The sequence below is a fragment of the Neorhizobium sp. R1-B genome (assembly GCF_004368875.1).
GTDB lineage: Bacteria > Pseudomonadota > Alphaproteobacteria > Rhizobiales > Rhizobiaceae > Neorhizobium > Neorhizobium huautlense.
On sequence record NZ_SOEM01000032.1, the window covers coordinates 1 to 20,945 of the forward strand.

A 20,945-nucleotide genomic window follows, 5' to 3' on the forward strand; every position below is an offset into this window, starting at 1 on the left:
TGACGACCTCAACTGCTCCAACCGCCCGGTGCGGACCCGCATGCCGGGTGGTGTGGGAGGGGCGGAGCCAATAGGCTCCCCCCTATCCCGATTGGGGTAGATTTCCAGAACTTCGAGCGGCGTCTGCGAAATTCTGATTTACGTACCTCAAAAATTGAGCTAGGACCTCTTTGCGGAGGAGTTCATGAAGCCCACAGTGCATGACATCGCCAAAAGTGCGGGCGTCAGCCTTGCGACCGTCGACCGGGTTCTCAACGGCCGGCCGGGTGTTCGCGGCGTGACGCGTGCCAGGGTGGAGGAGGCAATCGCCTCGCTCGGCTACGTGCGCGATCTGGCGGCGGCAAACCTTGCCAAGGGACGAACCTATTCCTTCGTCTTCATCCTTCCGGAAAACGACAATTCCTTCATGATCGGCCTGCATGAGGAAGTGCGCGGCGCGGTTGCCCGGTCAAGCGCGGAGCGGACCAGGATCCGGATCGTCGACGTTCCGCCCTTCGATGCCAAGGCTCTCGTTGCCGCGCTCGAGAACGTGCTGGCCGAAAAGCCGGCCGGCGTCGCCTTTGTCGCCATTGATGCGCCGGGCGTCCGGGAGGCGGCTATGCGCCTTCGTGAGGCGGGCATTCCGATGGTCACCCTGGTTTCGGACCTGCCCGACTCGTCGCGCGATCATTATGCGGGGATAGACAATATCGCTGCCGGGCGCACGGCGGGCAGCCTGATGGGCCGGTTTCTGAGCGGTCGCGAGGCGACTGTTGCGGTGCTGGCGGGTTCCATGCTGGTGCGCGACCATCGGGAGCGTCTGGAAGGTTTTTCGGCCGTCATCGGCGACCACTATTCTAACATCGTCGTCCTGCCGGTGCTGGAAGGGCGCGACGATCCGGTGCTTGCCGAGAGCATGGTCGCCGATACGCTCAGTCGGCACCCGGATATCGCGGGCATTTACAGCCTCGGCGCCGGCAATCGCGGCTTGATCCGCGCGATCCAGAAGGCGGACATCGTCAAGCGGCCGGTCGTGATTGCTCACGAGCTTACCAATTCCACACGTTCCGCCCTTGTCGGCGGGGTTATCGATGCCGTTCTGAATCAGGATGCGGGGCACGAAGTCCGCAGCGCCATCCGGGTGCTCACGGCCAAGGCGGACGGCTTGCCGGTGATCGCCGCGCAGGAGCGCATCCGCATCGACATTTTCTTGAAGGACAATCTGCCCTGAACGGTGCCGCACGCACAGCGTGAGGCGGCTGCGGGTGCGCCTAAAACAAACAAACCGCCGGAGAAAAGTCGGCGGAAAAAGGAGAAACACCATGTATCTGGGACTCGATCTCGGCACCTCCGGCGTCAAGGCGATGCTGATCGACGGCGATCAGAAGATCATCGGCTCGGCGACCGGTTCGCTCGACGTCTCGCGTCCGCATTCCGGCTGGTCGGAGCAGGAGCCGGCCCAGTGGATCCGCGCGACGGAGGAGGCGGTCGCGGGCCTCAAGGCGAAGTTCCCGAAGGAACTGGCCGCGGTGAAGGGCATCGGCCTGTCCGGTCAGATGCATGGCGCGACACTGCTCGATGCCGAGGACAAGGTGCTGCGTCCCTGCATCCTCTGGAACGACACGCGCTCCTATGAAGAAGCCGCAGCGCTCGACGCCAATCCGATTTTCCGCAAGCTGACCGGCAATATCGTTTTCCCCGGCTTCACCGCACCGAAACTCGTCTGGGTGAAGAACAACGAGCCGGAAATCTTCGCCAGAGTGGCCAAGGTGCTGCTGCCGAAGGATTATCTGCGTCTCTGGCTGACCGGCGAACATATTTCGGAAATGTCGGATTCGGCCGGAACCTCCTGGCTCGATACGGGCGCGCGCAGATGGTCGTCCGAATTGCTTGCGGCAACCGGCCTTTCCGAAAGCCAGATGCCATCGCTCGTCGAAGGCACGGACCAGGCCGGCAAGCTGCGCGGCGAACTGGCGGCTGCCTGGGGTATTTCCGGCGGTGTCGTGGTCGCCGGCGGGGCAGGGGACAACGCCGCCTCCGCCTGCGGAATGGGCACGGTTGCAGAGGGCAATGCCTTTGTTTCGCTCGGTACATCGGGCGTGCTCTTTGCTGCCAATGGCTCTTATCTGCCGAAGCCCGAAAGTGCCGTGCATGCCTTCTGCCATGCGCTGCCGAAGACCTGGCACCAGATGGGGGTCATCCTGTCGGCAACCGACGCGCTCAACTGGTATTCGCACATTGCCGGCCGGTCCGCCGCCGAATTGACCCAGGAACTTGGCGACAGGCTGAAGGCGCCGACCGGCGTCACCTTCCTGCCCTATCTCTCCGGGGAACGCACGCCGCACAATGACGCGGTGATCCGCGGCTCGTTCATCGGCCTCGGGCACGAAAGGGACCGTGCGGCGCTGACGCAGGCGGTGCTGGAGGGCGTGACCTTTGCTATCCGCGACAATCTCGAGGCGCTGAAATCTGCAGGCACCTCGATTTCCCGGGTGACTGCGATCGGCGGCGGTTCGCGCTCGCGCTACTGGCTCGCTTCGATCGCAACGTCGCTCGGCGTGCCGGTCGATATCCCTGCGGACGGTGATTTCGGCGCAGCTTTCGGTGCCGCTCGCCTTGGCCTGATCGCGGCGACGGGTGCTGATCCGCTTACCGTCTGCTCGGCGCCGAAGACCGACGAGACGATCGAGCCGGTCGCTTCGCTGAGCGGGGCCTACGAAACCGCCTACGCCCGCTACCGAGCTGCCTACCCGGCGGTGCGGGTCTTGGCGCATTAAACCGAGGCGCCCCCTCATCCGCCTGCCGGCACGTTCTCCCCAAGGGGAGAAGGATCGCGGCGGTGCTTCAGTCCCCCTCTACCCTTGGGGAGAAGGTGGCCCGAAGGGTCGGATGAGGGGGCGCTTCATGAACCAACCGGACAATTTGAATACCCAAGGAGAAACAACCATGAGCACAGGCTTTTTCGGAGACATCCAGAAGATCAAATACGAGGGGCCGGAGAGCACCAATCCGCTCGCCTTCCGTCACTACAATCCTGATGAGATCGTCGGCGGCAAGCGCATGGAAGACCATCTGCGCTTTGCGGTCGCCTACTGGCATACCTTCACCTGGCCGGGCGGCGACCCCTTTGGAGGCCAGACCTTCCTGCGCCCCTGGTTCGAGGACACCATGCAGGCGGCGAAGCTGAAAGCCGACGTCGCATTCGAGTTCTTCCAACTGCTCGGCGCGCCGTTCTACTGCTTCCACGACGCGGACGTGCGCCCGGAAGGCAACAACTTTGCCGAAAACACCCGGAACCTCAACGAGATCGTCGACTATTTCGAGAAGAAACAGGCCGAGACCGGCGTGAAGCTTCTCTGGGGCACGGCGAACCTCTTCTCCAACCGCCGCTATATGGCCGGTGCCGCGACCAACCCGGATCCGGATGTCTTCGCCTTTTCTGCCGCGACCGTGAAGACCTGCCTCGATGCCACCAAGCGCCTTGGCGGCGCCAATTACGTGCTTTGGGGTGGTCGCGAGGGTTACGAGACCATTCTCAATACGGATTTCACCCGCGAGCTCGACCAGATGGGCCGCTTTCTCAATCTCGTGGTCGAGTACAAGTACAAGATCGGCTTCGAAGGCACGATCCTGATCGAGCCGAAGCCGCAGGAACCGACCAAACATCAGTACGACTACGACGTTTCGACCGTTTATGCCTTCCTGCAGAAGAACGGGCTCGAGAAGGAAGTGAAGGTCAATATCGAGCAGGGCCATGCCATCCTTGCCGGACATTCCTTCGAACACGAGATCGCCATGGCGAATACGTTCGACATCTTCGGTTCGATCGATATGAACCGCAACGACTACCAATCCGGCTGGGATACCGACCAGTTCCCGAACAACGTGCCGGAAATGGCGCTCGCCTATTACCACATCCTCTCCGGCGGCGGCTTCCAGAACGGCGGCACCAATTTCGACTCCAAACTCCGCCGCCAGTCTCTTGACCCGCAGGACCTCCTGATCGGCCATATCGGCGGCATGGATTGCTGCGCCCGCGGCATCAAGGCGGCGGCAAAGATGCTGGACGACGGCGCGCTCAAGAAGCCGCTGGATGCCCGCTACGAGAAATGGGACAGCCCGGAATACCAGAAGATGCTGCGCGGCGAATACAAGCTGGACGATATCGCCGCGTGGGTCGAAAAGAACAACATCAACCCCGAGCCGAAGTCCGGCCGCCAGGAATATCTGGAAAACGTCGTCAACCGCTACGTTTGACGGTCCGCCTCTTTCTCGGAGAACGCCCAGGTTTTCAGGAGCCTGGGCTCCGACGGAGGGCTAGAACAGCCCTCCGTCGGTGTTTCAGACCGAAGCATGGCCGAATCTGACAGCGCGATAGGCTTCGACGATCGTTTCGGCCACATCCGCCGCCACATCGGTCGTCGTCTGGTAGTTGATGACCGAAAGGCGCATCACCTGCCTGCCCCGCCAGCTCGCGCCGCCGGCAAACATCGATCCTTCTTGCTGCAGCCTTAAAATCGTATTTTTCGTCAGTTGATCGCCCTGTTCCGGTGGCAGGTCGCTGCCGAAACGCAGGACGATCTGATTGAGGACCACTTCGTTCACGACGGCTATTCCAGGTTCAGCCGCGAGCCTTTCCGCCAGCAGGACCGCTGCATCGCAGGCGTTGTCGACAAGTCCAGTGATTCCGTCGCGACCGAGATGCTTCATCATCGCCCAGGTGGGAAACCCCCGGGCACGTCTCGAAAGCTCAGGCACATAATGGGAGGGATCGCGCTCGTCGTTGCTGGCGAGCGGCAGATAACTGGCGGCGATCGTCATGGCGCGGCGGTGGGCGGTTTCGTCCCTGACGATCGCATAGCCGCTGTCATAGGGGGTCTGCAGCCATTTATGCCCGTCGGTCGCCCAGCTGTCGGCTTGATCCAAGCCAACGGCGAGGTGACGGGTTTTGGGAGAGGCCTGCGCCCAAAGGCCGAAGGCTCCGTCTAGGTGGACCCAGGCGTTCTTGCTCTTTGCCAGCGGGATGAGCGAGGCGAAATCGTCAAAGGCGCCCGTATTGATCTGTCCGGCTTGCAGGATGACGATGGCCGGGCCGTTCACTTCGGCAATCGACCCGGCGAAGGCGACATTGTCGATCCTGCCCTGGTCGTCTGTCGCTATCCGGACCACGCGATCATGTCCGAGCCCCAGGAACTGCAGCGCCGAGAAGACGGTGGTATGAGCGTCATCCCCGATCAGGACAGTGATCGGAGGTGCGCCGAACAGGCCTCTGGCATCCGCGTCCCAGCCGGCGTTCCGCAGCACCTGGCTTCGCGCCGCTGCAAGGCAGGTGAAATTGGCAACCGTCGCACCGGTGACGAAACCGACCGAACATCCCGGCGGAAGCGACAGAACGTCGAGCAGCCAGCGGGCCGCAACGGTCTCGACGGCGGCTGCCGAGGGCGAGGCCGTGTGGTTTCCGGCGTTCTGTCCCCAGGCGCTGGTGAGAAAATCCGCGGCGACGCCCACCGGATGGGAGCCGCCGATGACCCAGCCGAAAAACCGCGGCCCAACCATCAGGTGGAGGCCCGGATCTGCCTTTTCGGCAAGCAAAGCCAAGACATCTTCCATATCGGTTCCCTGCTTCGGCAAATCTTCGGAAAAAGCCTCGACCGATGCTGCATAGTCCCGGCCAGGGCGATGAGGGCGGTTGAGGACCGATGCGCGAAAATCCGCTGCAAGGCGTGCCGCCATGGAAAACAGTGTCTCAGTCGTCATCGCGGTCGCTCCCAAAACCATTTTTCCGCAAGCATACACCGACCATTGATCCTCGTCGCGACCGAGAGGCACCGCAAACCCTCGTTCACCGGTTGAATTGCCGATGAACTCCCTAAGTAATTCGAGGTAGTTGCCGGAACGGCGGAAGTCGCGTCCGCATCCTTGGTTGTAAAGGCCATCCAGGCAAACCACTATTTTCGCACAATCCTGCTTTACGTACCTCAGAAACTCGGTTAGCGTCGTCGTCGGGAGGAAATTCAGGGTGCAGTTCGCTGTTTCGATACGCGCTGTCGGTTCCGCGGCGACCCCTTGCGGGATCGGCCGTTGCAGCCTGCGGGGTGTCCATCCATGACGGAACCGGAGACGAGTCCGTTAGCGCCGCTTCTGGAGGCTGTCGGCCTTTCCAAGACCTTCGGCATTGTCGAGGTCCTGAAGGACGTCAACCTCACTGTCCGTCCCGGCGAGGTGCATGCCATCATCGGCGAAAACGGCGCCGGCAAATCAACCTTGATGAAAATCCTTGCGGGCAACCAGCCGCCGACTCGCGGCGAAATGCGCATGGACGGCGAGGTGGTGAGTTTCTCGGGCCCGGTGGATGCGGAAAATCGCGGCATCGTTCTGGTGCATCAGGAAATCCTGCTCGCTCCGGATCTGACCGTCGCACAGAACATCTATCTCGGCCGTGAACTGCACAAGGGCATCTTCATCGACGACCGAGCCATGAACGAAGGCGCGGCAAGCGCCATCCGCGATCTCGGCGGCGATATCGATCCCAATGCGATCGTTTCGCGACTGTCGATCGCCCAGCGCCAGATCGTGCAGATCGCCCGGGTGTTGTTGGTGCCGCACCGGATCGTCATCTTCGACGAGCCGACCGCCTCATTGACGCCTCACGAGACCGAAGCGCTCCTGAAGGTCATCAAGGACATCCGTGCCAAGGGTGTTGGGGTGCTCTATATCTCGCACCGCCTGCCGGAGGTGAAGGAGATCGCCGACCGCGTAACCGTCTTGCGCGACGGTCGTCTGGTTGCATCGCATCCGGCAAGCGAGCTTGAGCCGGCCGACATGGCGCGCCTGATGGTCGGCCGCGACGTGGCGAAGCTCTATCCCGATCGTCAGGCAGCGGCGGCGCGAGAAGCGGTCTTGCAGGTCGCTCATCTCAATGTCCCCGGTTATGCGCAGGACGCTTCCTTCGAGCTTCGCAAGGGCGAAATCCTCGGCTTCGCCGGGCTGGTCGGCGCGGGCCGCACAGAGCTGATGGAAGGTCTGGTCGGCCTTCGTCCGAGCCGTGGCGCCGTACGTCTCAACGGCCGGCCCGTCGATTTCCGTGACGTCCATACGAGCCTGAAGGCCGGCATCGCCTACCTTTCCGAAGACCGGAAAGGCAAGGGCCTGCTGCTCAGCAAGGACCTGCGCGTCAACCTGACGCTCTCTTCGCTCGGCAAGTTCGTCGGCGCGCTGCAGATCGACCGGAAGCGGGAGAGCGAGGCGCTCGATCAGGCGATCCGCGATTTCGACATTCGCACCGGCCGGAAGGACATCCTGGCCGGTCAGCTTTCCGGCGGCAATCAGCAGAAGCTGTTGCTTGCCAAGATGATGATGCTCGACCCCTCGATCGTCATCATCGACGAGCCGACGCGTGGCATCGACATCGGCAACAAGGAACAGATCTACAAATTTATCGCCAGGCTGGCTGAGGAAGGGCGTTCGATCATCGTCGTGTCCTCCGAAATGCCGGAGCTGATCGGCATTTGCGACCGCATTCTGGTGATGCGGTCCGGCCGGATCGTCGGCGAGGTGACGGGAGAGCATATGAACGAGAATGAGATCGTCCAGCTTGCGACGGGCGTGAAAACGGGGGAGGCGGCCTGATGAGTTCCGTCGCAACCGAACCGGCGAAGGCGCCGAAGACATCCAAGGACTGGGACATGGCGGCGATCGCGCCGTTCATTGCGCTCGCACTTCTCCTGGTGCTCGGCTATTTCGCCAACCCGAATTTCGTTTCGGTCGCCAATATTCTCAACGTCATCACCCGCAGCGCCTTCATCGCGATCATCGCGCTCGGCGCCACCTATGTGATCTCGTCGGGCGGGCTCGATTTGTCCGTCGGCTCGATGGTCGCCTTTGTGGCGAGCCTGATGATCCTGTTTCTGAATTCAGGAACGATTGCCGATCCAACGCTGCTGCTGATTGCGGGCATGGGTCTGACGATCGCGATGGGCGCCGCGTGTGGGCTTGCGAACGGGCTGATCACCACGATCGGCCGCATCGAACCCTTTATCGCTACGCTCGGTACGATGGGCATCTATCGCGGGCTTACCACCTGGCTCTCCCAGGGGGGCGCCATCACGCTGCGCGACCGCGAGCTGCAGGCGCTCTACCGGCCGGTCTATTTCGGCTCGGTGGGCGGCATTCCGGTGCCGATCATCATCATTTTCGTGACCGCGGCCATCTGTGCCTTCGTTCTTTATCGCACCCGCTACGGCCGGCATGTGGTCGCCGTCGGGTCGAACGAGGACGTGGCGCGTTATTCCGGTATTTCCGTCAACAGGGTCCGCACGGTGGCTTACGTCATCCAGGGCCTCTGCGTCGCAGTCGCCGTGCTGCTCTACGTCCCGCGCCTGGGCTCCACCTCTGCCACAACCGGCATTCTGTGGGAGTTGCAGGCGATCACAGCGGTGGTCGTAGGCGGCACGGCGCTGCGCGGAGGGGTGGGGCGCATCTGGGGCACGGTCTGCGGCGCCTTCATTCTCGAAATCGTCGGCAATATCATGCTGCTTTCGAATTTCGTCAGCGAATACCTGATCGGCGCCATCCAGGGAGCGATCATCATCATCGCCATGCTGGTGCAGCGGTCGCTGATGCGAAAATGAAACGCAACACGTGAGGAGATTGGTCGGGCTCCGGGTCGCGTCCGATCACGAATGAAAAGACCTGATGCTAGGGAGAGAGAACATGCGTAGAAGAACTTTCGGGATGGCTGCCGCGGCGCTCGCTGCTTCGGTCGCCGTCGGTCCCAGCCTCGGCTGGGCGCAGGAGGAGAAGAAGGTGACCATCGGCGTCTCCATTCCGGCGGCCGACCACGGCTGGACGGCGGGCGTCGTGTTCCATGCCGAACGCGTCGCCAAGCTTCTGATGCAGGAGCACAAGGGTCTGAACGTCATCGTCAAGACCTCGCCCGATCCGGCAAGCCAGGCGAATGCAGTGCAGGATCTTGCCGTTCAGGGCATCGACGGCCTCGTCATCCTGCCGACCGATCCCGATCCGCTTGTCAACGCCATCCAGCAGGTCAAGGATTCGGGCAAGTTCGTCGCTCTGGTCGACCGTGCGCCGTCGAACAATGACAACTCGGTTCGTGACCTTTATGTCGCCGGCAACAACCCGGCGCTTGGCCAGGTTGCGGGCGAATACATCAAGAAGACCACGCCGAACGCCCAAGTCGTCGTCATCCGTGGCCTGCCCATCCCGATCGACCAGCAGCGCCAGGATGGTTTCGACAAGGGTATCGCAGGCTCCGGCGTCAAGATCCTGGAGCGGCAGTACGGTAACTGGAACCGCGACGACGCCTTCCGCGTCATGCAGGACTACCTCACCAAATATCCGAAGATCGACGTGGTCTGGTGTCAGGACGACGACATGGCGGTCGGCGTGCTCGAAGCCATCCAGCAAGCCAAGCGCACCGACATCCAGTATGTGGTTGCCGGCGCCGGCTCCAAGGACATGGTCAAGCGCGTCATGGACGGCGACAAGATGATCCCGGTCGACGTGCTCTATCCGCCGTCGATGGTGGCAACCGCCATGCAGCTCACCGCCGCCCATTTCTACGACCAGGTTCCGGTCAGCGGCGAATATATCCTCGATGCCACGCTGGTGACGAAGGAGAACGCCAAGGACTTCTATTTCCCGGATTCTCCGTTCTAATTTATTGCCAAGGCGCGCGCCGTCGACGGAGCGCGCCTTTTTTCATGTCTGTCATTTTCGCCGTCATTACCCAGGGAGTAAAACCATGAAGACGATCAAGGGACCCGCCCTCTTTCTCGGTCAGTTCGCGGGCGATGCCGCGCCGTTCAATTCGTGGGATGCGATCACCAAATGGGCGGCGGAGAAGGGTTATATCGGCGTGCAGGTGCCGACCTGGGCCGGACAGCTCATCGACCTGAAGAAGGCGGCGACCTCCAAGGATTATTGCGACGAATTCGCAGGGATCGCGCGCCAGAACGGCATCGAGGTGACGGAGCTTTCCACCCATCTCCAGGGCCAGCTGGTCGCCGTGCATCCGGCCTATGACGAGGCCTTCGACGGCTTTGCCGCACCGGAAGTGCGCGGCAATCCGAGGGCGCGGCAGGCCTGGGCGGTCGAGCAGGTGAAGATGGCCCTCTCGGCGTCAAAGAACCTCGGCATCAAGGCTCACGCGACCTTCTCCGGCGCTCTCGCCTGGCCGTTCATCTATCCGTGGCCGCAGCGCCCGGCGGGGCTCGTCGAGACAGCTTTCGACGAACTCGCAAAACGCTGGACGCCGATCCTCGATCATGCGGAGGATTGCGGCGTCGATGTCTGCTACGAAATCCATCCGGGCGAGGACCTGCATGACGGCGTCACCTTCGAGATGTTCCTGGCGCAGGTGAAGAACCACAAACGCGCCAACATGCTCTACGACCCGTCGCACTACGTGCTGCAGTGCCTCGACTATCTCGATCACATCGACATCTACAAGGATCGGATCAAGATGTTCCACGTCAAGGACGCGGAGTTCAATCCGACCGGCCGCCAGGGTGTTTATGGCGGTTATCAGGGCTGGGTCGGCCGGGCCGGTCGGTTCCGTTCCCCGGGCGACGGGCAGGTGGATTTCGGTGCGATCTTCTCCAAGATGGCCGCCAACGATTTCGACGGCTGGGCGGTGGTCGAATGGGAATGCGCGCTGAAGCACCCGGAAGATGGCGCTCGCGAAGGGGCTGAATTCGTCAAGGCTCACATCATCCGCGTCACCGAAAGAGCATTTGACGATTTCGCCAGCGGCGGCACCGACGACGCCGCCAACCGGCGGATGCTGGGGCTTTAGGACCTATTGCCCTCACCCTAACCCTCTCCCCGTTTTGACGGTGAGAGGGTATGTGCCCTGCCTTGGTGGCGGAGGGAGCGCAGAGGTTGCAGCATGTTTCCTTCTCCCCGCGGGCGGGGAGAAGGTGCCCGGCAGGGCGGATGAGGGGCGGTCGCTCTCTCATCAATTGTAGGTTTCAGGAGAGGATATTTCATGGCAATCGAAGGCAAGGACGAACAGGCGCGGGAGCCGCGGATCCGGCTCGGCATGGTGGGCGGCGGCGCGGGCGCCTTTATCGGGGCGGTGCACCGCATGGCGGCGAGGCTGGACGACCAGTTCGAGCTCGTCGCGGGTGCGCTGTCGTCGACGCCGGAAAAGGCCGCTGCGTCCGGCCGCGACCTCGGACTCGATCCGTCGCGCACTTATGGCAGCTATAAAGACATGGCGATCCGTGAGGCCAAGCTGAAGACGGGCATCGAAGCCGTCTCCATCGTCACGCCGAACCACGTTCACTACGACGCGGCGAAGGAATTCCTGCGCCGCGGTATCCACGTGATCTGCGACAAGCCGCTGACCTCGAACCTTGCCGATGCGAAGAAGCTCAAGAAAGTGGCGGACGAGAGCGACGCGCTCTTCATCCTCACCCACAACTACACCGGCTACCCGATGGTGCGGCAGGCCCGCGAAATGATTGCCAACGGCGATCTCGGACAGATCCGCATCGTTCAGGTGGAATATCCGCAGGACTGGCTGACCGAGGCGGTCGAGCAGACCGGCGCCAAACAGGCGGTCTGGCGCACCGACCCGGCCCAATCCGGTGCCGGTGGTTCGACCGGTGATATCGGCACGCATGCCTATAATCTCGCCTGCTTCATCACCGGGCTGACGCTCGAAAGCCTTGCCGCCGATCTCGATACCTTCGTCGAAGGCCGCCGGCTTGACGACAACGGCCATGTGCTGCTGCGCTTCGAAGGCGGCGCCAAGGGCATGCTCTGGTGCAGTCAGGTGGCGCCGGGAAATGAGAACGGCCTGAAGATCCGCGTTTACGGTACCAAAGGCGGCATCGAATGGGTTCAGGCGGACCCGAACTATCTGTGGTTCACGCCTTTCGGCGAACCGAAACGCCTGCTCACCCGTGCCGGAGCAGGGGCCGGCGCTGCGGCCGCTCGCGTCAGCCGCATCCCCTCGGGCCATCCGGAAGGGTATCTCGAAGCCTTCGCGACGATCTACACCGAGGCTGCGCGCGCCATCAATGCCAGAAAGAAAGGCGCCAAACTGGATAGCGGCGTCGTCTATCCGACCGTCGACGACGGCGTGAAGGGCGTTGCTTTCGTCGAAGCCTGCGTCGCCTCTTCGAAGAGGAATGGGGCCTGGGTGAAGCCTGGGGCCTGATCGGCCATCCATCAATCCTTTGATAAAGCCAGCCGGGTTCATGCCCGGTTGGTCAGGTCAAAAGAGGCTTTTGTCAGAAGTTGTCTCCTTCTTCCTGCAACGTTTCAGAATTATCACTTCGCACCCTGTACAACTGCGCCGGGCTTGGTTAAACCGCCGCCGAAGATGGTTCGATAGATCCGCAACAAGCTACGGCGGCCCCCATGACCAATCCCAAGACACCCAATCCCAAAAAATTCGCCTCCCGCTTCCCCGGCGATTTTCTGTGGGGCGTGGCAACCGCCTCATATCAGATCGAAGGATCGACCAAGGCGGACGGACGCAAGCCCTCCATCTGGGACGCGTTTTCCAACATGCCGGGCCGTGTCTATCAGGGCCACAACGGCGATATCGCCTGCGACCACTACAATCGCTGGGAACAGGATCTCGATCTCATCAAGGAGATGGGCGTCGAGGCTTATCGTTTCTCGATCGCCTGGCCGCGTATCATTCCGGAGGGGACCGGGCCGATCAACGAAAAGGGGCTGGATTTCTACGACCGCCTGATCGACGGCTGCAAGGCGCGCGGCATCAAGACCTATGCGACGCTCTACCACTGGGATCTGCCGCTCACGCTGATGGGCGAGGGCGGTTGGGCGGCGCGCTCGACGGCCTATGCCTTCCAGCGCTATGCCAAGGTGGTCATGGACCGGTTCGGAGACCGTCTGGATGCGGTCGCGACCTTCAACGAGCCCTGGTGCATCGTCTGGCTCAGTCACCTCTGGGGCATCCATGCGCCCGGCGAGAAGAATATGCAGGCGGCTCTTCACGCCATGCATCACGTCAACCTCGCTCACGGGCTCGGCGTCGAGGCGATCCGTCAGGTTTCGCCGAAGGTCCCGGTCGGCATCGTCATCAATGCCAATTCCGTCATCCCGGGCTCCGACAGCCCTGCCGATCGCGCGGCGGGCGAACGCGCCCACCAGTTCCACAACGGCGCTTTTTTTGATCCGATCTTCGAGGGCGCGTATCCGGAGGAGTTTCTGGAAGCGCTCGGCGACCGTATGCCGGTCGTGGAAGAAGGCGACCTCAAGACCATCAGCCAAAAGCTCGACTGGTGGGGACTGAACTACTACACGCCGCTGCGGGTCCATGATGATCCGGAGCGCAAGGGCGATTTTCCGTGGACGGTGGAGGCCAAGCGCGCCAGCGACGTCAAGACCGATATCGGCTGGGAAGTCTATGCGCCGGGCCTGAAACTGCTTGTCGAGGATCTCTACCGCCGCTACGACCTGCCGGATTGCTACATCACCGAAAACGGGGCCTGCTACAACATCGAGCCGGTGGCCGGCGAGGTGGATGACCAGCCGCGCCTCGACTATTATGTCGAGCACCTGTCGGTGGTGGCCGATCTCATCGCGGACGGTTATCCGATGAAGGGCTATTTTGCCTGGAGCCTGATGGATAATTTCGAATGGGCGGAAGGTTACCGGATGCGGTTCGGCCTTGTCCACGTCAACTACGAAACCCAGGAACGGACGATCAAGAAAAGCGGTAAATGGTATCGTGATCTGGCGGTTGAATTCCCGCATGGCAATTCCGGTGCAATCCGCGTGGCCAAGGCAGGCAAGCTCTAACTTTGAATGTCTGGGGTTGACCTGACGGCGCGTGCCTGACGGATTTCCGTCGGCATACATTTTTTCAATGCGGAGAGTTATCTGGAATTTCTTTCCTCGGCATTTGCAGCGGCGCAGTGTCATAAAGCGTCAAGCAGCCGCATGGCCGGCTTGCATATCAGTCGTTGAAAGAGGGCCCTGGAGAATGGTAGATCGGCGCTTCACACGTCGAATGTGTTGCTGAGCGGCAGCACATCCTTTTCCGTGACCTGAGCTGCGCCAGCTTGCGCGGCTGAAATGAGCTCTCAAATGAACCCGACAAATCAGACAGTGCAGCAAGCGCAGGCGGGCAGCCTTCCGGCGTCTGCCGAGGCGGTGCCGCACGCCGCCGTCCAGCCGATGGTTTCCTTCGAAGCGGTGACCAAGCGCTTCGGCAGCAGTGAACAGAACCAGTTCCTCGCTCTCGACGGCGTCGACCTCTCGGTTGCGCGCGGCGCGATCACCGGCATTATCGGCCGGTCCGGGGCCGGCAAATCGACCCTGATCCGCCTCGTCAATGGGCTGGAAAAGGCAACCTCCGGCCGCGTCGTCGTCGACGGCATCGAGGTCGGCGGCCTTTCGGAAACCGGCCTTCGCGACCTGCGCCGCCAGGTCGGCATGATCTTCCAGCATTTCAACCTTTTGTCTTCGCGCACGGCCTTCGAGAATGTGGCGCTGCCGCTGGAAATTGCCGGCCTCGACGGGAAGGCAATCCGAGACAAGGTGGCGCCGCTCCTCGATCTCGTCGGCCTCGGCGACAAATCCAACCGTTATCCGGCGGAACTATCGGGCGGCCAGAAGCAACGCGTCGGCATTGCCCGGGCGCTCGCCACGTCGCCGAAGCTGTTGCTCTCCGACGAGGCCACTTCGGCGCTCGATCCGGAAACGACGCAATCGATCCTCGACCTCCTGAAGCGCATCAATGCCGAGTTCGGGCTTACCGTTCTGCTGATCACCCACGAAATGGAGGTGGTGAAGACGATCGCCTCCGACGTTGCGGTGATCGATCGCGGCAGGATCGTTGAGGCGGGTCGCACCTTCGATATCTTCACCGGGGCAAAACACGAAACGACACGCTCGCTGCTTTCCGCCGCACTCGGAACCAAGCTGCCGGATTGGATCGGCTCAAAGCTGAAGCCGCAGCCCTCGATCGGCGACCGCATCCTGGTGCGGCTTGTCTTTTTCGGCTCGACGGCTTTCCAGCCCCTGACAGGGCGTCTGGTCTCCGAACTCGGCGCCGATGTCAACATTCTGGCCGGCTCCATCGAGGAGATCGCCGGCGAGCCCTATGGTTCGCTCGTCGTCGCCTATCCGGCGGATCCTGCCGTGTTGGGACGCGCCGATCGCTTCTATGCCGCAACCGGCCTCAAGACGGAGGTGCTCGGCTATGTCGCCTGATATGCTCTTCAGCCTGCTTTCGAAATCGCTGCTGCAGACGCTGCAGATGGTGGCGATCGCAGGGCTTCTCGGTTCGCTCGTCGGCCTGCCGATCGGCATTTTCCTGGCCACCAGCGGCAAGGGCGAGCTTTTTCCGGCACCGGTCAGCAACCGTGTGATCGGCGCGATCGTCAATGCGGCCCGCTCGACACCCTTCATCATCCTGGTCGTGGCGATCATTCCCTTCACGCGGCTTGTCACGGGCACCTCGATCGGCACCAATGCGGCAATCGTGCCTTTGACGATCGCAACCATCCCGTTTTTCGCGCGTCTTGTGGAGGCCGCGATCCGGGAAATCGACAAGGGACTGATCGAGGCTGCACGCGCCATGGGTGCCACGCCGCTGCAGATCGTCTTCAAGGTGCTGCTTGCCGAAGCAAAACCCGGGATCACGCTCGGCTTCACCATGACGATCGTCAGCCTGATCGGCTATTCGGCCATGGTCGGCGCCGTCGGCGGCGGGGGGCTCGGTGACCTCGGAATCCGCTACGGCTACCAGCGTTTCATGCCAGAGGTGATGCTCGCCGTCGTGATCGTCCTGATCGTGCTCGTGCAGCTCGTGCAAAGCGCGGGCGATGCGCTCGCCCGCCGCTTCGACAAGCGCAACCGCAAGGCCTGATTTTTTTTGAGATACCAGCCTCCCAGGACTGGAAAAGACTAAACCAAAGGAGACACTCATGAAGAAGCTGATTATCGCCGCGGCACTTGCCGCCTTCGCCGCCGCTCCGGCGCTCGCCGAAGATATTAAGATCGGCGTTACGCCCGGCCCCCACGCCCAGATCATGGAAAAGGTGAAGGAAATCGCAGCTGGCAAGGGCCTCGATATCGAAATCCTCGAATTCTCCGATTATGTCGTGCCCAACCAGGCGCTGGCGGATGGTGAGCTCAACGCCAATTCCTTCCAGCACCAGCCTTATCTCGATAACCAGGTCAAGGACCGGAAGTTCGACCTCGTCAGCGTCGCCCAGACCGTCAACTTCCCGATGGGCGTCTATTCCAAGAAGGTCAAAAGCCTCGGGGAATTAAAGGAAGGCGCAACGATCGCCATTCCGAACGATCCGACCAATGGCGGCCGCGCATTGCTGATTCTCGCCGATCAGGGGCTCATCAAGGTCGATGCCGGCAAGGGCCTGAAGATCGGCCCGGCCGATGTGACGGAGAACCCGAAGAAGATCGAGTTTGCCGAGCTGGACGCTGCTCAGCTTCCGCGCTCGCTGGATGATGTCGACGCCTCCGTCATCAACACCAACTACGCGCTTGAAGCCGGTCTCAATCCGAAGACGGATCCGATCGCCCGCGAAGGCGAGAAAGCGCCTTATATCAACGTCATCGCCGTCAGGTCCAAGGACAAGGACGCCGCCTGGTTGAAGACGCTGATCGAGGCCTATCACAGCGCCGAAGTGAAGGACTTCGTCAACACGACCTTCAAAGGCGCCGTTATCGCGGCCTGGTAACGAGAATTTAAGGAAACTCTTATGGGCCGGACCTCCTGCGGGAGGTCCGGCCTTTCTTTTTAACGCTATCTGAAGGAATACCCGCGAAAGATGTAGGACTAACGAGGTCTTCCATGTCGTTTCTTCCGTCACGTTTTCGGCGCACCGTGTCAGTCGGCCGTCGTTCCGCCGTGACCTCGATGCTGTTCGCCTTTGCGATCGTCGTCGTGCTGGTGACGATTTTCATTTTGACCGCGCTCGGCCGTATCGCCGACTACACCAACCGGGCGGACGACGCGCGCTCGCGCGAGACGACCACCGGCGCCATCGAGACGTTTCGCAGCCAGCTTCATGCGACGCTAAATGACTATGCCGCCTGGGATGACGCGGCGCAGTTCGTCTACGCGGGTGACCAGGATTGGATTGTCAGCAACTACGGCGACATGACCTCCAACAGCGATCTCTTCGACGTCGCCATCGTGATGGACAAGGACCAGAACGTGGTGATGTCCTATCAGGACGGAGCGCCCGCATCCTGGAAACCGCGCGACTATTTCGATTCGTCGATCTGGACGCTATTCGACAAGGCAGGCTCCGCCGGTCCTGATGCTCTGCCTGAAGCTTCAGGCTTTGTGCAGACGACAACGGGCGTCGCAGCGGTCGGCGTGGCGTTGATCCGTCCCAAGGCGGGACCGCTGGAGCAACCGCGCGAGAAACGGCGATTCCTGATTTTCGCGCGCCACCTCGATGCTCTCAAAGTCGAGAAGCTCGCTGAGACCTATGTCATAGACGGCCTGCGTTTTGCCGATGCGGAAGGGCGGACGCCAAATGTTGTCGAGCTCCGCAACATGCATGGAAAGCTGCTGCAGCGGCTCGTCTGGCAGTCGCGTCTGCCTGGAAGCCTCGGCTATTCCGAGGTGCGGCCGTTGGTCTACGGCGCGCTTGTGATGGTCGGCCTGTTCTTCCTGCTGCTTTTTGTCAGCGGCAGCAAAACCTTGAACCGTCTGGCGGCCGACGAGGCGGCTGCGCGGCATCTCGCCATGACCGACCGGTTGAGCGGCCTCCTCAACCGTGCCGGTTTTTTTGCCGCACTCGGCGAACTGGTGACAGAAAGCCACCGCAAGCATACGCATGTGGTGCTGCTCTATCTCGATCTCGACGGTTTCAAGGAGGTCAATGATGCCTATGGCCACACTACCGGCGACAAGCTGATCCGCGGCGTGGCTGCCGGTCTCAAGACACTGGTGGGGGACGAGACGGTTCTCGCCCGCGTCGGCGGCGACGAGTTTGCGATCGCGCTCTCCACCGGGGAAGTCGCAAAGGTCGTGGAGATGATCAGCGACCGAATCCTCGGTTTTTTCGACGAGCCTTTCCTGATCGGCGACCGCGTCGCGACGATCGGCACGAGCATCGGCGTTGCGATATCGCCCAGCGGCAGGATTTCGGGTGAGGAACTGGTGCGCCATGCCGACATGGCCATGTACCGCGCCAAGGACAGCGGCGGCGGCCGCACGGAATATTTCCATCCCGAAATGGATGCCGAGCGGGAGGAGCGCAATCAGCTCGAGGTCGATCTCAGGATTGCCATCGAACGGCGCGAACTTCACGTCGTCTACCAGCCGGTGGTCGATGCGGGCAGCTGGACGTTGATCGGGGTTGAGGCGCTGGCGCGATGGAACCGAAGAGGACACGGGCCGGTCCCGCCCGATGTCTTCATTCCGATCGCCGAGTCCACCGGGCTGATCGACCAGCTCGGCCTCTTCGTACTGCATCGCGCCTGCGAGACCGTGGCACAGTGGCCGGAACTGAAGCTCTCCGTGAATATTTCGCCGGGCCAGTTCCGCGATCCCGCCTTTGCGCTGCATGTCGCCTCCGTCTTCCACAAGACAGATACCGACCCCTCGCGCCTGACCTTGGAGATGACGGAGGGGTACTTCATCCAGAATCCGGCGCGCGCCCGTGCCGCGCTCGCAAAGCTGAAACACCTCGGGGTAAAGATCGCTTTGGATGATTTCGGCGCGGGTTTTTCGAGTGTCGGATATCTGCGGCAGTTCGGCTTCAACCGGATGAAGATCGACAAGTCGATGGTGCATGCCCTGGACGAGGGCGGTGCCGCGATGGACACGCTGCAGGCGACCGTCGCGCTTGCCCGCTCGCTGAACATCCCCGTCACGGCCGAAGGCGTCGAGACAAAGAACCAGGCGCTGGCGTTGCGGCTCAGCGGTTGCGACCAATTGCAGGGCTATCTGTTCGGCAAACCGATGTCGGCGGAAGAGATCGATGCCATCTATCGCGGCGGCCGGATGCCGGACGGAGTGAGCGCGGCCTGAAGGCGCGCATTGTTCTCCTGTCGTGAGAGTTGCTTGTGTGGCGATATCCAGCCGGACACGGAGATTGCGTTACCAGCGGGAGCGAATATTGTGGCCGCCGCTGCTGGAATAGGAGCCGGGCGATATCGGCAGCGCTATTCTTGTAGACAATTCGCTCCCTTGACTTTGGAGGAGATTCACCATGGACCGGTTTACGGGTGGTTGTCTTTGCGGCAGCGTTCGGATCGTGGCGTCGGGTGCCCCATACCGTGTCGGCCTTTGTCACTGCCTCGACTGCCGCAAGCATCATGGCGCCCTTTTTCACGCGTCGGCAATCTTTCCCCAGGATGCAGTGACGATCGAAGGCGAAACGCGCGACTATGCCGGACGCTTTTTCTGTCCGCGCTGCGGTTCGTCCGTTTTCGGGTGCAGCGCGGACGAAGTCGAAGTCAACCTCGGATCCCTGGATGCTCCCGACCAGCTGATGCCAACCTACGAGCTCTGGACCGTCCGCCGGGAGTCCTGGTTGCCGCCGTTTCCGCTCAAACGGCGATACGACCGTGATCGCGACTCCACGAGCCGCTTTGAAGAGTAAGGTTTCGGAGCAGCGCCCCGCAAAGATCCTGTCGCAAGCACCTGCTAAACCACCTGGCATCGGTTCGAAAAGATTAGGAGGCGGCAGGGAATGAGTGCGACATTCGGGGAATTAAGCGATCGTATCGGTCGGGTCGGAGAGCTTTACGCAAGGGTGCACAATATTACGCGGACCCAGGATTGGTATCTGCTCAAACTGACGGAGGAGCTCGGGGAACTCACAGCCGAACATCTGCTCATCAACGGTCAGGCCCGACCGAACCCCGATGGATTGGGCGGCACCCGCGAAGCTTTGGAAAACGAAGCGGCGGATTTGTTCGGGCAATTCGTACTCTATCTGCGCGCAAACGACATTGATATTGAAGCGGCCATCGAGCGGAAGTGGCTACGGCACCTGGATCGATACGTCGAGCTGGACGGCACGACTCATGTTTCATCTGCTGAACCGGCCTGACCGCCGCTTCCGGCCGATCGCTGAAGACATTACGTTAACCGCGGAGCGCATATTGTGGCCGCCGCTGCAGCGCGGGCGAAGTCGAAGTCAACCTCGGATCCCTGGATGCTCCCGACCAGCTGATGCCAACCTACGAGCTCTGGACCGTCCGCCGGGAGTCCTGGTTGCCGCCGTTTCCGCTCAAACGGCGATACGACCGATCGCGACTCCACGAGCCGCTTTGAAGAGTAGGGCCGCTCAGGCCTTCAGGATGATTTTCCCGATGGTGTGGACTTGGCTCCCGGCCAGCAGGACAGCGCCTGCTCGGCGACAGCCTCGAGCGTTTCGCGACTGAAACCGGCTTTTGCCTGCACCGCCATGCCGTGAAGCACGGCCATGAGGAATGCTGCAAGGGTACCGGGCTTGGCCGTTTCGGGAAGGTCGCCTTCCGCCTTTGCCTGTTCGAATCGTCCACGAAGCTGCGCCTCGGCAACGGCGCGAGCTTCTATCAGGATTTGCCGCACGGGTTCGGCGTCATCCGACCCAGCCAGAACACCGTTGATGACCAGGCATCCCGTATGATTGGAAAAACGGGTATTAAGGTCGATTGCGTTGTGAAGAATGTGCGCTGCGACTTCCCGTGATGTCGGGAGCTTCAGCGCCGCCGGGATATAGTCCAGGTATCGCTCGTAATAACGCGCAAGGGCTTTGCGGAAGAGTGCTTCCTTGTTGCCGAACGCGGAATAGAGGGCAGGTCTCTCGACGCCGGCCGCCGCGGTCAGGTCAGCGTAGGACGCACCCTCGTAACCCTTTCGCCAGAAGACGCACAACACGCCGTCGAGCGCTTTCTCCACATCAAATTCGCGATGGCGACCCATCAGATTAGCTCAGCTAATTTCATAATGATCGTTATTAAAACCCTTGACCGCAAATGTCAAA

At 61.6% G+C, this 20,945-nt stretch carries 17 protein-coding genes and 1 pseudogene; 16 read left to right on the forward strand and 2 right to left on the reverse strand.

All coding sequences use genetic code 11. From position 1 onward, the window contains the following. Positions 1–184: 184 nt before the first annotated feature. The 3 genes from EDE05_RS24855 to xylA all read left to right on the forward strand — a co-directional run bounded on the left by EDE05_RS24855 (position 185) and on the right by xylA (position 4,236). Positions 185–1,210 carry a LacI family DNA-binding transcriptional regulator gene (locus EDE05_RS24855; protein WP_132413433.1) on the forward strand — a complete coding sequence of 342 codons (1,026 nt, stop codon included), beginning with the start codon at positions 185–187 and terminating at the stop codon, positions 1,208–1,210. A 91-nt stretch (positions 1,211–1,301) separates the two neighbouring features. Next, the gene (gene xylB, locus EDE05_RS24860) at positions 1,302–2,756 is read left to right on the forward strand and encodes a xylulokinase (protein ID WP_134103130.1); all 1,455 of its coding nucleotides are present in this window, start codon (positions 1,302–1,304) and stop codon (positions 2,754–2,756) included. 169 nt (positions 2,757–2,925) lie between these two features. Beyond that, on the forward strand, positions 2,926–4,236 hold the full coding sequence (xylA, locus tag EDE05_RS24865; RefSeq protein WP_105371558.1) for a xylose isomerase: 1,311 nt from the start codon (positions 2,926–2,928) through the stop codon (positions 4,234–4,236). Between the two features lie 84 nt (positions 4,237–4,320). Here the strand turns inward: xylA and EDE05_RS24870 are convergent, their stop codons facing one another. Further along, positions 4,321–5,736 carry an aspartate aminotransferase family protein gene (locus tag EDE05_RS24870; protein WP_105371599.1) on the reverse strand — a complete coding sequence of 472 codons (1,416 nt, stop codon included), beginning with the start codon at positions 5,734–5,736 and terminating at the stop codon, positions 4,321–4,323. A gap of 348 nt (positions 5,737–6,084) precedes the next feature. On the opposite strand from EDE05_RS24870, the gene EDE05_RS24875 reads away from it, so the two are divergent. From EDE05_RS24875 to EDE05_RS24935, 13 genes and pseudogenes are all read left to right on the forward strand, one after another. Continuing rightward, positions 6,085–7,608: a sugar ABC transporter ATP-binding protein gene (locus EDE05_RS24875; protein WP_105371559.1), complete on the forward strand. Its 1,524-nt coding sequence runs from the start codon at positions 6,085–6,087 to the stop codon at positions 7,606–7,608. Continuing rightward, the gene (locus tag EDE05_RS24880; protein ID WP_105371560.1) at positions 7,608–8,609 is read left to right on the forward strand and encodes an ABC transporter permease; all 1,002 of its coding nucleotides are present in this window, start codon (positions 7,608–7,610) and stop codon (positions 8,607–8,609) included. The genes EDE05_RS24875 and EDE05_RS24880 overlap by 1 nt, the downstream gene beginning before the upstream one ends. Before the next feature lie 82 nt (positions 8,610–8,691). Then, positions 8,692–9,657, forward strand: coding sequence for a substrate-binding domain-containing protein (locus tag EDE05_RS24885; protein ID WP_105371561.1), 966 nt, complete (start codon positions 8,692–8,694; stop codon positions 9,655–9,657). 85 nt (positions 9,658–9,742) lie between these two features. Then, positions 9,743–10,795: a sugar phosphate isomerase/epimerase gene (locus EDE05_RS24890; protein WP_105371562.1), complete on the forward strand. Its 1,053-nt coding sequence runs from the start codon at positions 9,743–9,745 to the stop codon at positions 10,793–10,795. Between the two features lie 192 nt (positions 10,796–10,987). Then, positions 10,988–12,166 (forward strand): Gfo/Idh/MocA family oxidoreductase, encoded by a 1,179-nt coding sequence (locus EDE05_RS24895; protein ID WP_105371563.1) that lies wholly within the window; start codon positions 10,988–10,990, stop codon positions 12,164–12,166. A gap of 203 nt (positions 12,167–12,369) precedes the next feature. Continuing rightward, positions 12,370–13,782, forward strand: coding sequence for a GH1 family beta-glucosidase (locus EDE05_RS24900; protein ID WP_132413431.1), 1,413 nt, complete (start codon positions 12,370–12,372; stop codon positions 13,780–13,782). Between the two features lie 378 nt (positions 13,783–14,160). Beyond that, positions 14,161–15,198: a methionine ABC transporter ATP-binding protein gene (locus EDE05_RS24905; protein ID WP_105371600.1), complete on the forward strand. Its 1,038-nt coding sequence runs from the start codon at positions 14,161–14,163 to the stop codon at positions 15,196–15,198. Further along, positions 15,188–15,856 (forward strand): methionine ABC transporter permease, encoded by a 669-nt coding sequence (locus EDE05_RS24910; RefSeq protein WP_105371565.1) that lies wholly within the window; start codon positions 15,188–15,190, stop codon positions 15,854–15,856. The genes EDE05_RS24905 and EDE05_RS24910 overlap by 11 nt, the downstream gene beginning before the upstream one ends. Positions 15,857–15,914: 58 nt before the next feature. Then, positions 15,915–16,691, forward strand: coding sequence for a MetQ/NlpA family ABC transporter substrate-binding protein (locus EDE05_RS24915; RefSeq protein ID WP_105374239.1), 777 nt, complete (start codon positions 15,915–15,917; stop codon positions 16,689–16,691). Positions 16,692–16,804: 113 nt separating this feature from the next. Then, complete coding sequence (locus EDE05_RS24920) at positions 16,805–19,000, forward strand: EAL domain-containing protein (protein ID WP_105374238.1); 2,196 nt, start codon at positions 16,805–16,807, stop codon at positions 18,998–19,000. A 181-nt stretch (positions 19,001–19,181) separates the two neighbouring features. Beyond that, positions 19,182–19,574: a GFA family protein gene (locus EDE05_RS24925; protein ID WP_105374237.1), complete on the forward strand. Its 393-nt coding sequence runs from the start codon at positions 19,182–19,184 to the stop codon at positions 19,572–19,574. Positions 19,575–19,664: 90 nt separating this feature from the next. Then, positions 19,665–20,027, forward strand: coding sequence for a hypothetical protein (locus EDE05_RS24930; protein ID WP_245422996.1), 363 nt, complete (start codon positions 19,665–19,667; stop codon positions 20,025–20,027). A gap of 77 nt (positions 20,028–20,104) precedes the next feature. Next, positions 20,105–20,258 (forward strand): annotated as a pseudogene (locus EDE05_RS24935) (GFA family protein); the annotation flags it as partial. A 14-nt stretch (positions 20,259–20,272) separates the two neighbouring features. On the opposite strand, the gene EDE05_RS24940 reads toward EDE05_RS24935, so the two are convergent. Next, a complete protein-coding gene (locus EDE05_RS24940; RefSeq protein WP_105374236.1) occupies positions 20,273–20,884 on the reverse strand; it encodes a TetR/AcrR family transcriptional regulator in 612 nt (203 codons plus the stop codon). Positions 20,885–20,945: the final 61 nt, after the last annotated feature.